Here is a 13,742-nt window from a genome sequence, read left to right on the forward strand (position 1 = left end):
CCCCAGTGTGGCAACAACATGGCCGTGAAGCCCGACGCCCCCCGCGAACGCCGTGCCATACCCCCGCTCGATGCCGCCGCGTTGGAACGGCTGGCGCTGCGTTACGTCGAACGCTTCGCCACGACACGCGGCAAACTGGCCGAATACCTGTCCCGCAAGGTGCGCGAGCGTGGCTGGGACGGGCCAGCCGCCGATCCGCGCGGACTGGCGCAGCGGATGGCCGATCTGGGCTATGTCGACGATCGCCTGTATGCCGAAAGCAAGGCCGCCGCGCTGGGTCGTCGTGGCCTCGGCGCACGGCGGGTTTCGGTCGCGCTGCGGCAGGCGCATATCGCCGAGGCCGATGCGCAGGATCTCGCGCCTGCGATCGAGGAACGGGCGGGTGATGCCGCGCTGATCTTTGCACGGCGCAAGCGGATCGGTCCGTTCGGGCCGCCGACGGAGGATCGAAAGGTCCGCGACAAGCAACTCGCCGCGATGATGCGCGCCGGGCATGGTTTCGAGCTGGCGCGTCGCATCGTCTTTGCGCGCAGTGAAGACGAGCTGGAAGAATTGCGCTGATCAGGTCTTTCGCAATTGCAGCAGCGATGAACCGTGCTAGCGTAGCGTCAACAGGGGTGCAGTGATGCGTAGCGAGCCGCAACGTAAGGGCGACGAGCACGACGACGGGGTGATGCCCGGCGATCGCGTCGATGCGCCCGCCTCCACGAAAACCGCTGCAATCGAGGACGATGGCGCCATCCGCGTCGCGGGCGTGATCAAATGGTTTGATGTCACCCGCGGTTTCGGCTTTGCGGTCGCCGACGATGCGGCATTGGGCGACGTCCTGATCCACTTTTCGGTTCTCCAGCCCCATGGCCGGCGCAGCCTGCCCGAAGGTGCGCGGGTCGAGACGCTGTCGATCCAGCGCGGGCGCGGCTATCAGGCGCGTGAGGTGCTGGCGATCGACCTGAGCCAGGCGGTCGAGGAGCCACCGCGGCCGCCGCGTGCGGTCGACAGGGTCGATCCGGTCGCGTTGATCGATGACGCCGGTGCATTCGAAGGGGCCATGGTCAAATGGTTCAATCGGTTGAAAGGCTACGGCTTTCTGGTGCGTGACAGCGATGGCTGCGATGTTTTCGTTCACATGGAGACGTTGCGCCGCGCGGGGATCATGGCGATCGAACCCGAACAGCGGATGCGGGTCCGGATCGTGGCAGGGCGCAAGGGACCGCTGGCGGTAAGCGTCGAAGAGGAATGAAGGCGTGGCGGCGGTGTCGATGAAAGGGATTGCGGCGGCGGCCGTTCTGCTGCTGGCGATCGGTGGCTGTTCCGGCCGACCCGATGCGGCGGCGGACGTGGCGGGCGCCGCTCAGGGGACTACGGCAGTGACCGTTACCGGCAGTCGTGGGCGGCACGTCTTCATGGTGGAGCGCGCCGTCACCGCCGCGCAGCAGGCGCAGGGCCTGATGTACCGCACCGACCTCAAGCCCGATGGCGGCATGCTGTTCCACCCCTATCCGGCGGACGGCGGCGCCCCGCGCGAGGCGAGCTTCTGGATGAAGAACACGCCGACCCCGCTCGACATCCTGTTCATCCGCGCCGACGGTACGATCGCGACGATCGCGGAAAATACCGTACCGTTCTCCGAAGCGCCGGTGACCTCGCGCGAACCGGTCGCCGCCGTGCTGGAGATCGTTGGCGGCCGTGCCGCGGACCTGGGTATCGCAGAAGGCGACAAGGTCAGCTGGGCGAAATGAGGCGTCTCCCGCGGCGGGCGTCGCAATCGGCCGCATGCCGGCGGGCGTGTGGCTGATCTCGGGACCGTTCAACGCCTCCGGTCGCGAGGTTCGGGACCGAATATGTCGTACGAAAACATAGGTTTGTTACGGGTGCGGATAACCTGCGCTAGGATCGGCCATCGTCGATCAGTGTCCTGGGCCGCGGCGACTGAGAGATGTGACGTGCTCTTGCCTGCAACCGGAACACGTCATGACGACCCCGAACCACGCGGCCTTGTCTGGATTCCTTGAACGTCTGCTGCTGCGTTCGCGATTGAGCGACGAGGAACAGGCCGCGATCCTCGGTCTTAACGGTCAGGAGAAGCAGGTCCCCGCGCGCCGCGATCTGATCCTTCCCGGCCGCGACGTCCATTTCGTATCGCTCGTCGCAGAGGGGCTGGTCGGCCGGTTCGACCAGATGGCGGACGGCAGGCGGCAGATCACGGCATTCCACATCGCCGGCGACATGTGCGATCTGCATTCCGTCGTGGCCCCCGTCACGGGCTGGGGCATTACGGCGCTCAGCACGGCGGTCGTGCTGCAGATCGCCCATGCCGATCTCCGCGTGATCGCCGCCAGATACCCGAACCTCGTAATGGCATTCTGGCGAGACACGACGGTCGACGCATCAATCCTCGCCAAATGGGTGGCCAACGTCGGACGCAAGGATTCGCGCGCCCGCGTCGCCCATCTTCTGTGTGAGATGGCCATGCGGATGGAGCGGGCGAACCTCGGCACCCGACATCGATACCGGCTGCCCGTCAGTCAGGAACAGATCGGCGATGCGATGGGGATAACGTCCGCTCACGTCAGCCGGACGCTGCAGACCCTGCGAGCGGAGGGCATTCTGTCGATGCACCGGCACGTCGTTGAGATCCACGACTGGGACCGGCTTACCGACCTTGCCGACTTCGTGCCGACCTTCATGCTCTTCGACGATCAGGCTGCTCCGGAGTTTCCGGCCGCTTGATCACCTAAATTCTCTTTCGATAACATGGGTATAGCCAATTTACCGCGGCCCTGCATAGGTCGTTACAGGGTGTCGCACGGATCCCTGCGGTACTGGTGGAATGTAGCCGCCCAACCCGACGTTGCTGCGTATCGTGGCGTCTGCGAACGAGGCACCGATCAGATGACTTCAGGAAACCACACTGATCTTCATGGCAAACGCGTTCTGGTCGTCGAGGACGAATATCTGATCGCGGACGATATCAGCATCCGGCTTCGTGATCTCGGCGCCCGGGTCGTCGGGCCGATCGCGACGCTCGACGAAGCCACGGCGGCGGTGTGCGGAAACGAGATCGACTATGCCGTCATCGACATCGATTTGCGTGGGCAGGCGTCGTTCCCGCTTATCGCTCTTCTGGCAAAGCGCGCGATCCCGCTCCTGCTGGTGACCGGCTATGATCGGCACGACATTCCGGCCTGCTACCGTCAGCTGCCCCTGCTCAACAAGCCGACGATGCACGATGCCGTCGCGACCGCCTGTGCACAGCTGTGCAGCCGATGACGATCCCGGTTGAAGGGCGGACGAGACGCGGGTAAGCGCAGGGGCATCATGGGCATCAACCTCAATCCCTTCACCTGGTGGAACGGCGCGTCATGGGGCACGATGCTCTATGGCCTGCGTGGCATGGCGCAGATGGGGACCGACACGCTCGGCAACGTCTATTACGAAGGTGGCAAGGACGGCAGCGGCCGCGTACGCCGCTGGGTGATCTACGAGGGCGCGAACGACGCCAGCCGCGTGCCGCCCGAATGGTTCAGCTGGCTGCATCATCACATCGACGACGTACCCGATCGCGCGATGCCGCCCGTCCGCGCGTGGCAGAAGCCGGCGGTGCCGAACATGACCGGCACGCCGCTCGCCTATCGCCCCTCGGGTTCGCTGGAAAAGGGCGGCAAACGCGCCGCCGCGACCGGCGATTACGAGGCGTGGACGCCCGAAGGGTGAGATCGCCACGCGTCGGACGCTGGCTCGCCGCCGGCATCCTGCTGGTGGCATTGGCGATCGCCGGGGTGTTCGGCTATCGCGCGCTGCACCGATCGAGTGGCAGCGGCCCGGTGGTCGCATCGCAGGAATTGCTGCCGGACGCGGCCGGTGACGCGCAGACGATCGAGACCGTCGCCGCGAGCGATGTCGCCCTGCCGACCGGAGGAACGCCGATGGCGCAACGGGTCGCCATCGTCGGGTTGCTCAACAAGCGTAACGGTGTCAGCCGCGACGTCACGCTGAAGCCCGGTCAGGCGGTGCGCGTCGGCGACGCCATCATACGCTTGCGTGCCTGCGAACGGACGGCACCGTGGGAGCAGGACCAGCTGACCGGCAGCTTCGTGCAACTGGATGTCCGCGGCAGCGACCGACACTGGCGACGGGCATTCTCGGGCTGGCTGTTCAAGGAACGGCCGGGCCTGAACGTCGTGCAGCACCCGGTCTACGACGTCTGGACCAAGAGCTGCACGATGTCGTGGCCGGCGACGGGGCCGGATACGACCTCGCTGGCGAGCGGCGAACCGGCCCGGCGTTCGAGCGCGAAGAAATCTCCGGCCGGCGGCGATGCGCCGACGGAAGCGGCGGAGCCGGCGGTCTCGTCGAGCGCGGCGGCCAGCAACGCGCAATAATCCGTCCGGCTGATCTCCACCGCGCCAAGCGAGGCGAGATGAGATGTCTGGAACTGGCAGTCGAGCAACGCGAACCCGCCGGCCCGCAGCCGGGCGACGAGCCACGCCAGCGCGACCTTCGACGCGTCGGTGCGGCGGCTAACCATCGATTCGCCGAAGAACGCGCGCCCCAGTGCCAGTCCGTAGAGGCCGCCGACCAGCTCGTCGCCGTCCCAGCATTCGATCGAATGGGCGAAGCCGAGGTGGTGCAATGCCATGAACGACCGCTCGATGCCGGTGTTGATCCAGGTCTCCGGACGATCCTCGGCACTCTCGGCGCACAGCTGTATGATCCGGTGAAACGCGGTGTCGGCGGTTACCCGAAAACGGTTTTGCGAAATCCTCTTGCGCAGGGATTTCGACAGGTGGAAGCCATCGAGCGGCAGGATCGCCCGCGTGCGCGGTTCAACCCAATAGACGCTGTCGGCGTCGCGATCGTCTGCCATCGGGAACACGCCGATCGCATAGGCACCGAGCACGAGTTGCGGATCGAGCATCTCCATCGAACCGGACAGGTGGCGCGTCCAGTGGCCGATGGCAAGGTGCCGTCAGCGCACGGCCCGGGCGAACAGCGCCGCCGCCGCGAGCCAGAGCAGCGTAAAGACGGCGGTCAGTCCCAGCACCGGCTGTTCGCTTCCCGCTACCGAACCTGCGAAGCCGGAGAATGCGATCAGCGCGACGCCGATCTGGGCGGCCGCCATCGCTCCGGCGGTGCGGGCCATGCCGGTCGGACGGAAGCGGCTATATACCGCGCCAACTGCGCCGAGGCCGAGTACACCGGCGAACATGAGGTTGGCCGGATTGCCCTCTTCACCGATGATCCCCACCGCGGCGTTGATCCAGATGAGCAGGAACGTGCCCAGCAGCAGCAGGGCGGTGGCCACGCGGAAGGCGGGCACCTGCATCCGCCGCGTCAACAATTCGAAGGCGCCAAGGGAGCCGAACAGCAAGACGGCGGCGAATGCGAAGTCGGCGGCGGTCCATCGCACTTCGCGGGTGAATTGCATCGCCACCAGTGGCAGCGTCAGGATCGCCGCCGCGCCCGCCCAGACGGCGATCCGCAAGCGCTGACCCCGGCGCGATGTTTCCTGTGCATAGGCTTGTGCCATCGAAAAGCTCCCTGAACGATGGCTGGATCATAGCGTCGGGGGCACAGGTCGGGAAACATGCCTTTGGAGGAAGGATCGTGCAGGACCGGTGCAGACCGGCACGGCATCACACGGACAGGCGGCGTTCGATCGTCGTCCACAAGTTGCCGAACGCGACCGCCGCCGCCGATCGGGGCGCGTAGCTGCCCAGCGGCGCGCGATGCTCGGCCATCGCTTCGACCGCGCTGGCCATCGGGATCGTGGGCCAGTCGGGCTGCGCCGCGACGGCATCCGCATGCAGCCGGCGGCGGCGATCGACCATCGTGTGAACGGGCAGGACCGGCACCTTGCCGCCGACGTGACGCACGACCTCGTCATGCGCACGCTGGGCAAACGGCGACGGGATGACCGGCAGAACGATCAGATCGGCGGCACGGATCACCTGTTCGCTGGTCTCGGTCAGGCCAGGCGGGCAATCGAGGAGCACGTGATCGTAGTCGCCCAGCCGTTCGATGAGGCGGTCGAGGCGCCGCCGCTTGCCGATGTCGTGCAACAGGATGTCGAGCGTGCGGAGCGAGGCGTCGGCAGGCATCAGATCGAGCCCGGGGATATCCGTCGGCCGGACATGCGCGGCGACCTTGCTGTCACGTGTGAACACGGCGCGTGCCTGATCACCGCCCGGCGTGCGATCGAGCATCCACGTGCTCGCCGCCTGCGGATCGAGGTCCCACAGCACCGTCCTGCGGTTCGACCGGACTGCAGAGCACCAGGCGAGGTTGATCGCCAGCGTGGTCTTGCCGACGCCGCCCTTCGAACTGTAGATCGCGATCGTAGCCATGGCGGGATGGTACCGGGACGGACCCGTCCCAGCAATCCGCTACCGCGCCCGATAAGCAAAGGGCCGGCGGATACATCCGCCGGCCCGGTTTCGTGTTATGCCGAAACGCTTACGACTTGCAGGTCTGCGACGGCTTGCCCGGTTGCGTCACCGTGATGCTCGACGGCGTGCCGGTCAGCGACCAGCCACCCTCGGCCGTCAGCGGATCGCCGGCGGTTTCGGCGGTCAGGCGGTTGATCGTGCCGGTCGGCGTCGTCTTCACGAAGGCCAGCTTGTCGCCGTTGAACAGCGTCACGTACAACAGGCTGTTGTCCTTGCAGCGGAACGTCTTCTCCGCCTTGATCGACGGCGGCAGTTCGACCGGTGCGCGATTGGCGAGTTCGGTCGCCATCGGATCAGGATTGGAATCGAGCACATCGGGCTCGGCCGGCTTGGAGTTGCAGGCAGCCAGCGCAAGCAGCGCGGCAGTGGCGGAGAGGAGGAGGGGGCTCTTCATAGCGCCACGACGCTTTGCGCATGCAGCACGGAGCGTCAAGCTGGATGGCTGATATATGTGAGACCCTGTCTCAAATTGCGGTCATTCGTGGAATTCGTCGAGGTCGGGGATTCGTCCGAAGGCGATCTTGGTGCCGATCCGGTCCAGTCGACCGCCGTTCATCGGTCCGACACTGACGGCATGCCGCCCGAAACGCTGGTTGATCCGGTCCATCGCCCGCGACAGCGACAGTCCACGTGTTTCACGGGCCAGCGGATCGTCGGGATCGAGTGCGGCGAACAGCGACCCCTGCTCCCCGACCGCGGGTTCGATCTCGCACAGCGTCACTCCGATCATCCGCAGCTGTCCGCCACCGGGCCGTCCGCGGCACGCGTCGCGCAAACGCGGAAGCAACGTCTCCAGCCGTTCGAGCACGACGAAACTGTCCTGCGTCGCCGGCAGCTTGCACGAGGTGCGCCAGGCGGATTTATCATCTTCGAACTTCACATGGAGAACCAGCAGGCGGGCGCGGCAGGCCTTGCGACGCAGTCGGCTCGCGGCCTTCAACGCCAGTCGTCGCGCGGTGAGGCGGGCCGGATCGGCGCCGCGTCGGCCGGGCGACAATACGTGGCTGTGACCGATCGTCCGCGACATCGTCGCCTTTTCCGGCAGATCGACGCCGTGCAGCAGATACCAGAGCCGATCACCGTTGGTGCCGCCCCATGCGGTGCCGGCATCGCGCGGACGGCGCTCGCAAAGCTGCCTGATATCGTTGACGCCGTCGCGCGCCAGCCGTCCTTCCATCTTCGCGCCGATCCCCGCAATCTCGCGCAATGCCAGTGGATAGAGCGCCTGCGGCAGATCGCCCGCCTCGAAGGTGACGAGGCCGTCCGGCTTCTGCAGGTCGGACGCCAGTTTCGCCAGCAGGCGGTTGGGTGCGATGCCGACCGAACAGGTCAGCCGATCGCCGACACGGGCGCGAATACCTGCCTTGATCCGCCGCGCGAGCGCCTCGGCCGAGGCGCGATCGTTCTCGTTGTCGAGCAGGCGACAGGCCATCTCGTCGATCGAGCAGACGCGAGTCACGGGAATGTGGCGCCATACCTCGGCGACGATCCGTTCGTGGAATTCGACGTATTTCTCGTGACGCGCCGGTGTGACGATCAGTTCGCGGCACCGCTGCTTTGCTTCCCACACCGGCGTGCCGGTGGAGATGCCGAAACGCTTCGCCTCGATCGAGGCGGCGATGGCGACGGTGGTATCGCTGCCCACCGGCGCGACGATGACCGGCCTGCCGCGAAGCGCCGGCTGAAGCTGTTGTTCGACGCTGGCGAAGTAGGAATTGAGGTCGAGGAATAGCCAGCGCAGCGGCCGTGGCGGGAGGTCCAGGGGCTGGCGAGTCGCGGACGGCATGATCGGAACATTAGCAGAACACAGGTGCAGCCGGGAGTGGGGACTTCATACACCCCAAGATCAGCTTCGCTTGCCGCTCGCGTTGCCACACGCCATCTAGCAGTGATGCATACGACCCCCGACACATTGGCCCTGATCGGCAACACGCCCCTCGTCCGTCTGCGTGGACCAAGCGAGGCGACCGGCTGCGACATCTTCGGCAAATGCGAATTCGCCAACCCGGGGGCTTCGGTGAAGGATCGCGCGGCGCTGTCGATCGTCGAGGATGCCGAAGCGCGCGGCGTGCTGCACCCCGGCGGTACGATCGTCGAGGGGACGGCAGGCAACACCGGCATCGGGCTGGCGCTCGTCGCCAACGCCAAGGGCTACAGGACGATTATCGTCATGCCCGAGACGCAAAGCCGGGAAAAGATGGATACGCTGCGGGCGCTCGGGGCCGAACTGGTGCTGGTGCCCGCAGCGCCCTACGCCAGCCCCTGTCACTTCGTGCATACCAGCCGCCGGATTGCCGAGGAGCGCGACAATGCGATCTGGGCCAATCAGTTCGACAACGTCGCCAACCGGCGTGCGCATATCGTCGGCACCGCGGAGGAGATCTGGCAGCAGATGGACGGCCGGATCGACGGGTTTACCTGCGCGGCCGGCACCGGCGGGACGATCGCCGGTGTCGGGCTCGGGCTGAAGGCGAAGGATGAAAGCGTGTGCATCGCGCTCAGCGATCCGCATGGCGCGGCGCTGTACGAATTTTACGCCAACGGCGAATTGCGGTCGGAGGGAACGTCGGTGGCCGAAGGGATCGGACAGGGGCGGATCACCGCCAATCTGGAAGGCGCCCCGATCGATACGCAGTTCCGCATTTCCGATCAGGAGGGCTATCGCTGGGTGCGGCGACTGCTCGACGAGGAAGGGCTGTGTCTGGGCCTGTCGTCGGGCATCAACGTCGCCGGCGCGGTGCGGCTGGCGGAGCATCTGGGACCCGGAAAGAGGATCGCCACGATCCTGTGCGATACCGGCTTCCGCTATCTGTCGACGCTCCACGATCCGGAATGGCGTGCAGCCAAGGGACTGGGGTGAGTCGCCCGTTTGTCCGCCATTCGACAAACGGATGACGAAGCGGTACAGCGACACGGCAAGATGAGAGCCGCTAGAGACACGCACCAGACGATGCAACGGATCAAGGTCGGGATCATCGGCCTCGTCGCCGTGGTGCTGCTGATCGTCGTCGCCAGCGCAATCCTGGGTTCCGCCACGCGAGAGCGGCCGATCGCGACCGCCGGATCGGCGCAGGCGGACGTGGTCGCGAACATGGCGATGACCAACGCCGGCGCTGCCGCCATCGACGGATCGGGCGAGCCGCTGGCCGAACTCGGCGTCGCACCGCCGACGGCCAACAGCCAGGCCGCCCGCTGATATCATTATCGCCGTAGTTCGGGGAAATCCGGGGACAGGAATGCCGTCGGTCCCGGCCTTGCGCCTGCAGCAATCGGGCAACCGCCGCGTATTGTCGTCGGAACGGGGTCACATCAACACCGGATAGCCTGACATCGGGTGTGATTTCCCCGCTCATCCCCAAAAATCCCGTTGCTTCCCCGGTGGCCTGTTGATACCAACGGTCAACAACGGGGCAGGCATCACCGATTTGCGTTTTCGCAAGGCGTCGAGAGACGGCGACAGGCCGTTTTTCGAAACGGTGAGCCGTGCGCGTCAGGGTGCGAGACGGGCGTGTCGGAAAGGGGCGATTATCAGGGAAGTGGACTTGCTCTTGTCGACGACAAGGGACGGGTCGCCATCCCCAACGCGCTCCGCAGCACGCTGGCCGAGAATGCGCCCCGCGCCGACGGCAAGGACGGCGGCACCGTCATCATCGCCGCGCACGAGGATCAGCCCTGCCTGATCGCCTATGACCCCGCCTACATCGCCGAACTGAAGCGCGAACTGAACGAACGTGTCGCCCTGTCGCGCGGTGTCGACGGCAAGATCGATCACAATATCAAACGCGGCGGCGCGAATGGCGAAGCGGTGCCGTTCGATGGTTCCGGGCGCTTCATCATGCCCGGCTTTCCCCGCTTCTACGCCAACATCGGCGCGCACGCCTTCTTCTGGGGCACGCTCGACTATATCGAGATCTGGGATCCGAAGACCCTGCTGTCGACGCCGGGCATCGCGCCGCAGATGGTCGCCGCCTGCCGCTATTACTGTCAGGACAAGGGAATAGCGCTGTGACGGATGCGCCCCACGTCCCCGTGCTGCTCGAAGAGGTGATCGCCGCGCTCGCTCCCGCCCCGGGCGAAACGATGGTCGATGCCACCTACGGCGCCGGCGGCTACACGCGTGCGATCCTCGCGACCGGCGCGCAGGTCATCGCCTTCGATCGCGATCCGGACGCGATCGCCGTGGGCCGCGCAGCGAACATTCCCGGCCTGACGCTGGTGCACAGCGACTTCTCCGCATTGGAGGCGGCGCTGGACGGTCCGGTCGACGGGCTGACGATGGATATCGGCGTGTCGTCGATGCAGCTCGATCAGGCGGAGCGCGGCTTTTCGTTCCAGTCGGACGGCCCTCTCGACATGCGGATGGCGCAGGAGGGCGCGAGTGCGGCCGACTTCCTCAACGAAGCGGACGAAGAGGCGATCGCCGACGTTCTGTACCATTACGGCGACGAGCCCAAGTCGCGCCGCGTCGCGCGCGCGATCGTCGCCGCGCGCCCGCTGACCCGGACGTCGGAGCTGGCCCACGTCGTGCGCAAGGCGCTCGGCTACCGCCCGCATGACAAGAAGGACCCGGCGACGCGCACCTTCCAGGCGATTCGCATCCACGTGAACCGGGAGCTCGGCGAACTGGCGGACGGCCTTGCCGCGGCCGAGCGCGCGCTGAAGCCGGGCGGTCGTTTGGCGGTGGTCACCTTCCACAGTCTGGAGGATCGCATGGTCAAGCGATTCCTGCGCGACCGGTCGGGCAATACCCCCGGCGGTTCGCGGCACCTGCCGCAGGCGAGTACGGTGGTGGCACCCAGTTTCGAAGCGGTCGGCCGTGCGGTGCGTGCGGGCGAGGCGGAAGTGGCGCGCAACCCGCGCGCCCGATCGGCGACTTTACGGACTGCGCGGCGGACGGCGGCCCCCGCTTGGAACAGCAACGACTTGGCGGAGGTGGCATTATGACTGCGGCGTATCGGTTCAAGGGGATCGGGTGGTTCGGTGGCTGCGTCGCCATCGTCCTCGGTTTCTACCTGGTGTCGCTGCAGGTCGCGGCGGAGCGCAAGAAGCTGGAAGGCATGGATCGCAAGATCGATTCCGCCGAGCGCGATATCCGCGCGCTCGAGACCGAGTTCGAGACACGTGCGAACCTCGCCCAGCTGGAAAAGTGGAACGGCGAGACGCTGGCGCTCGCCGCGCCGGTCGCGCACCAGTTCGTCACTGACGAAGCGGCGCTCGCCAGCCTCGACGTCAACCAGATCGGCCTGCCGATGCAGCCGGGCATGCAGACCGCCGCGCTGGTCGTGCCGTCGCTGCCGACGATCGCCACGCCGGCTCCGACCGCTGCTCCTGCCGCCGCTACGCCCGCCGTCATTCAGGTTGCCGCCGCCATGCCGACCGCCAAACGCGCGGTGATCCGTGTCGCCGCGATCGCGAAGAGCGCGCCGCTGATCGCCAAGCTGGACGAGGCGGCTCGCGGCAAGGCGGCAGTCGCCAAGGTCCGGCCGCAGGCTGTGGCGATGCTCGACAAGAAGCTGCTGTCCGACACGACGCTCGGCGATATCCTCAGCAGCGCGCGTGCGGAGGCCCGCAAGCGTTGACCGTCATCGTCGCCCGTCCGGTGCCGCAGCGGCGTAGCGCGGGCCAACGCCATGCGTTGGTGGCGACGTCGCATACGCGGCTGATGATGTTGCTGATGCTGTTCGCGGCGGCGGTGACGTTGGTCATCGGGCGGCTGGCGATGCTGGGCGTGCTGTCGGGCGGCGAGGCGGAGGCGCGGGTCGCGGCACTCGCGGCGCGTGGCGACATCGTCGATCGCAACGGCGCGCCGCTCGCCCGTACGATCGACGCGTGGACGATCGCGGTCCACCCCAGGAAGATCATCGGCGACAAGATGGAGATCGCCAGCCGTCTGGCGGCCCTGATGCCCGATCGCGGCGATCAGGCGTGGTTCTATGGTCAGCTGACCCGCAACGTCAGCTTCGTCTATCTCCAGCGGCGCGCCAGTCCGGCACTGGTCGAACAGGTCAACGCCATCGGCGAACCGGCACTGGTGTTCGCGCGCGAGACGCAGCGGCTGTACCCGCAATCGACGATGGCGAGCCACGCGCTCGGTTTCCTGTCGACCGACGGCCACGGCATGAGCGGCATGGAGCGCGTGCTCGACGAGCGGCTGCTCGATCCGACCAAGGCAGGCCAGCCGGTGGCATTGTCGCTCGACGCGCGCGTGCAGGCCGCGATGGAGAGCGAACTCGGCCGTGCGATGGGCACTTTCTCGGCGCGCGGCGCAGGCGGCATCGTCCTCGACGTGGCGACCGGCGAGGTGATCGCGATGGTCTCTCTGCCGACGTTCAACCCCAATCGCGTCGGCATGGCGGGCAGCGAAGAACTGCGCAACATCACGACGCAGAGCGTGTTCGAGCTGGGATCGACGTTCAAGCCGATCACGATGGCGACGGCGATGGATACCGGGGTGGTGACGTCGTTCGCGCGCCGGTTCGACGCGACGCATCCGCTGAAGGTCGGCGGCTATACCATCCACGACGAGCGCGGTGATCCGAAGCGCTGGCTCAACATGGCGGAAACACTGATCTATTCGTCGAACATCGCGACCGCGCGGGTGGCCGACGAAATCGGACCGCAGCGGATGCAGACGATGTTCCGCAAGCTCGGCTTCGACACCAAGCCCGATATCGAGCTGCGCGAGAAGGGGCGTCCGCTGATGCCGACCTATTGGGCGCGCACGACGACGATGACGACGGCGTACGGCCATGGCATTGCGGTGACGCCGCTGCACCTCGCCAGCGCTTATGCCGCGCTGGTCAACGGCGGGGTATGGCGGCCGGCGACGCTGCTGAAGGTCGCACCGGGCCACGCCCCGGTCGGTCGCCGCGTGATCAGCGAGCAGACCAGCGCGCGGATGCGCCAGATGCTGCGGCTGATCGTCCTGCGCGGCACGGGCCGCAAGGGTGAAGCTCCGGGCTATCGCGTCGGCGGCAAGACGGGTACGGCGGAGGCCGCGGTGGCGGGCGGCTACGATCGGTCGCGCAATGTCGCCACCTTCGCCGCGGCGTTCCCGATGGATCAGCCGCGTTATGTCGTGCTGGCGATGCTCGATTCGCCACTGGGGACGAAGGAGACTGGCGGGTGGAAAACCGCTGCGTGGAACGCCGCACCTGTGGTCGGCCGGACGATTTCGCGAGTGGGCGCGATGCTCGGCGTCGTTCCCGACGCGACGCGCGATATCGACGTGTCCGACATCGTCCCGACCTTGTGGCAGGACCCCAGCCGCACGACGCCGACCGGTCAGTGAGC

General features: G+C 66.7%; 17 protein-coding genes and 1 pseudogene. 13 read left to right on the forward strand and 5 right to left on the reverse strand.

Translation table 11 applies throughout. The annotated features are described in order from the left end of the window. The first annotated feature begins 18 nt into the window (after window positions 1–18). The 7 genes and pseudogenes from LRA87_RS14980 to LRA87_RS15010 all read left to right on the forward strand — a co-directional run. Complete coding sequence (locus LRA87_RS14980) at window positions 19–561, forward strand: regulatory protein RecX (protein ID WP_230632637.1); 543 nt, start codon at window positions 19–21, stop codon at window positions 559–561. 64 nt (window positions 562–625) lie between these two features. Then, window positions 626–1,240, forward strand: coding sequence for a cold-shock protein (locus tag LRA87_RS14985; protein ID WP_230632639.1), 615 nt, complete (start codon window positions 626–628; stop codon window positions 1,238–1,240). 19 nt (window positions 1,241–1,259) lie between these two features. Continuing rightward, window positions 1,260–1,739, forward strand: coding sequence for a DUF192 domain-containing protein (locus LRA87_RS14990; RefSeq protein WP_230781629.1), 480 nt, complete (start codon window positions 1,260–1,262; stop codon window positions 1,737–1,739). 232 nt (window positions 1,740–1,971) lie between these two features. Beyond that, window positions 1,972–2,730 carry a Crp/Fnr family transcriptional regulator gene (locus tag LRA87_RS14995; protein WP_230632641.1) on the forward strand — a complete coding sequence of 253 codons (759 nt, stop codon included), beginning with the start codon at window positions 1,972–1,974 and terminating at the stop codon, window positions 2,728–2,730. A 24-nt stretch (window positions 2,731–2,754) separates the two neighbouring features. Next, window positions 2,755–3,270, forward strand: a complete 516-nt coding sequence (locus LRA87_RS15000) for a hypothetical protein (RefSeq protein WP_230632643.1) — start codon at window positions 2,755–2,757, stop codon at window positions 3,268–3,270. A gap of 48 nt (window positions 3,271–3,318) precedes the next feature. Then, window positions 3,319–3,714, forward strand: a complete 396-nt coding sequence (locus tag LRA87_RS15005) for an NADH:ubiquinone oxidoreductase subunit NDUFA12 (RefSeq protein WP_230632645.1) — start codon at window positions 3,319–3,321, stop codon at window positions 3,712–3,714. Window positions 3,715–3,926: 212 nt separating this feature from the next. After that, a pseudogene (locus tag LRA87_RS15010) lies at window positions 3,927–4,160 on the forward strand (DUF2155 domain-containing protein); the annotation flags it as partial. Between the two features lie 35 nt (window positions 4,161–4,195). Here the strand turns inward: LRA87_RS15010 and aat are convergent. The 5 genes from aat to LRA87_RS15035 form a co-directional block, all read right to left on the reverse strand. After that, window positions 4,196–4,924 (reverse strand): leucyl/phenylalanyl-tRNA--protein transferase, encoded by a 729-nt coding sequence (aat, locus tag LRA87_RS15015; protein ID WP_230632647.1) that lies wholly within the window; start codon window positions 4,922–4,924, stop codon window positions 4,196–4,198. Window positions 4,925–4,969: 45 nt separating this feature from the next. After that, a complete protein-coding gene (locus LRA87_RS15020) occupies window positions 4,970–5,530 on the reverse strand; it encodes a hypothetical protein (protein ID WP_230632649.1) in 561 nt (186 codons plus the stop codon). Between the two features lie 106 nt (window positions 5,531–5,636). Then, window positions 5,637–6,347, reverse strand: a complete 711-nt coding sequence (locus tag LRA87_RS15025) for a ParA family protein (protein WP_230632651.1) — start codon at window positions 6,345–6,347, stop codon at window positions 5,637–5,639. 109 nt (window positions 6,348–6,456) lie between these two features. Continuing rightward, complete coding sequence (locus LRA87_RS15030; protein WP_230632653.1) at window positions 6,457–6,843, reverse strand: hypothetical protein; 387 nt, start codon at window positions 6,841–6,843, stop codon at window positions 6,457–6,459. A gap of 81 nt (window positions 6,844–6,924) precedes the next feature. Next, complete coding sequence (locus tag LRA87_RS15035; RefSeq protein ID WP_230632655.1) at window positions 6,925–8,235, reverse strand: Y-family DNA polymerase; 1,311 nt, start codon at window positions 8,233–8,235, stop codon at window positions 6,925–6,927. Window positions 8,236–8,340: 105 nt separating this feature from the next. On the opposite strand from LRA87_RS15035, the gene LRA87_RS15040 reads away from it, so the two are divergent. The 6 genes from LRA87_RS15040 (at window position 8,341) to LRA87_RS15065 (ending at window position 13,740) form a co-directional block, all read left to right on the forward strand. Continuing rightward, complete coding sequence (locus LRA87_RS15040) at window positions 8,341–9,309, forward strand: cysteine synthase A (protein WP_230632657.1); 969 nt, start codon at window positions 8,341–8,343, stop codon at window positions 9,307–9,309. A 90-nt stretch (window positions 9,310–9,399) separates the two neighbouring features. After that, entirely contained in the window at window positions 9,400–9,645 is a 246-nt protein-coding gene (locus LRA87_RS15045; RefSeq protein WP_230632658.1) for a hypothetical protein, read from the forward strand. Between the two features lie 312 nt (window positions 9,646–9,957). After that, window positions 9,958–10,458, forward strand: a complete 501-nt coding sequence (locus LRA87_RS15050; protein WP_230632660.1) for a division/cell wall cluster transcriptional repressor MraZ — start codon at window positions 9,958–9,960, stop codon at window positions 10,456–10,458. After that, window positions 10,455–11,393, forward strand: a complete 939-nt coding sequence (gene rsmH / locus LRA87_RS15055; protein WP_230632662.1) for a 16S rRNA (cytosine(1402)-N(4))-methyltransferase RsmH — start codon at window positions 10,455–10,457, stop codon at window positions 11,391–11,393. Before LRA87_RS15050 ends, rsmH begins: the two co-directional genes overlap by 4 nt. After that, entirely contained in the window at window positions 11,390–12,028 is a 639-nt protein-coding gene (locus tag LRA87_RS15060; protein ID WP_230632664.1) for a hypothetical protein, read from the forward strand. Before rsmH ends, LRA87_RS15060 begins: the two co-directional genes overlap by 4 nt. Beyond that, a complete protein-coding gene (locus LRA87_RS15065; protein WP_230632666.1) occupies window positions 12,025–13,740 on the forward strand; it encodes a peptidoglycan D,D-transpeptidase FtsI family protein in 1,716 nt (571 codons plus the stop codon). The genes LRA87_RS15060 and LRA87_RS15065 overlap by 4 nt, the downstream gene beginning before the upstream one ends. Window positions 13,741–13,742: the final 2 nt, after the last annotated feature.

This window comes from Sphingomonas sp. Leaf37 (assembly GCF_920939475.1).
Classification (GTDB): Bacteria; Pseudomonadota; Alphaproteobacteria; order Sphingomonadales; family Sphingomonadaceae; genus Sphingomonas.

Coding starts and splice junctions, on each gene's coding strand:
- LRA87_RS15060 (WP_230632664.1), top strand. CDS start 11,390: ATGACTGCGGCGTATCGGTTCAAGGGGATCGGGTGGTTCGGTGGCTGC.
- LRA87_RS15035 (WP_230632655.1), bottom strand. CDS start 8,235: ATGCCGTCCGCGACTCGCCAGCCCCTGGACCTCCCGCCACGGCCGCTG.
- aat (WP_230632647.1), bottom strand. CDS start 4,924: ATGGAGATGCTCGATCCGCAACTCGTGCTCGGTGCCTATGCGATCGGC.
- LRA87_RS15045 (WP_230632658.1), top strand. CDS start 9,400: ATGCAACGGATCAAGGTCGGGATCATCGGCCTCGTCGCCGTGGTGCTG.
- LRA87_RS15030 (WP_230632653.1), bottom strand. CDS start 6,843: ATGAAGAGCCCCCTCCTCCTCTCCGCCACTGCCGCGCTGCTTGCGCTG.
- LRA87_RS14980 (WP_230632637.1), top strand. CDS start 19: ATGGCCGTGAAGCCCGACGCCCCCCGCGAACGCCGTGCCATACCCCCG.
- LRA87_RS14990 (WP_230781629.1), top strand. CDS start 1,260: ATGAAAGGGATTGCGGCGGCGGCCGTTCTGCTGCTGGCGATCGGTGGC.
- LRA87_RS15020 (WP_230632649.1), bottom strand. CDS start 5,530: ATGGCACAAGCCTATGCACAGGAAACATCGCGCCGGGGTCAGCGCTTG.
- LRA87_RS14995 (WP_230632641.1), top strand. CDS start 1,972: ATGACGACCCCGAACCACGCGGCCTTGTCTGGATTCCTTGAACGTCTG.
- LRA87_RS14985 (WP_230632639.1), top strand. CDS start 626: ATGCGTAGCGAGCCGCAACGTAAGGGCGACGAGCACGACGACGGGGTG.
- LRA87_RS15025 (WP_230632651.1), bottom strand. CDS start 6,347: ATGGCTACGATCGCGATCTACAGTTCGAAGGGCGGCGTCGGCAAGACC.
- LRA87_RS15005 (WP_230632645.1), top strand. CDS start 3,319: ATGGGCATCAACCTCAATCCCTTCACCTGGTGGAACGGCGCGTCATGG.
- LRA87_RS15040 (WP_230632657.1), top strand. CDS start 8,341: ATGCATACGACCCCCGACACATTGGCCCTGATCGGCAACACGCCCCTC.
- LRA87_RS15000 (WP_230632643.1), top strand. CDS start 2,755: ATGGGTATAGCCAATTTACCGCGGCCCTGCATAGGTCGTTACAGGGTG.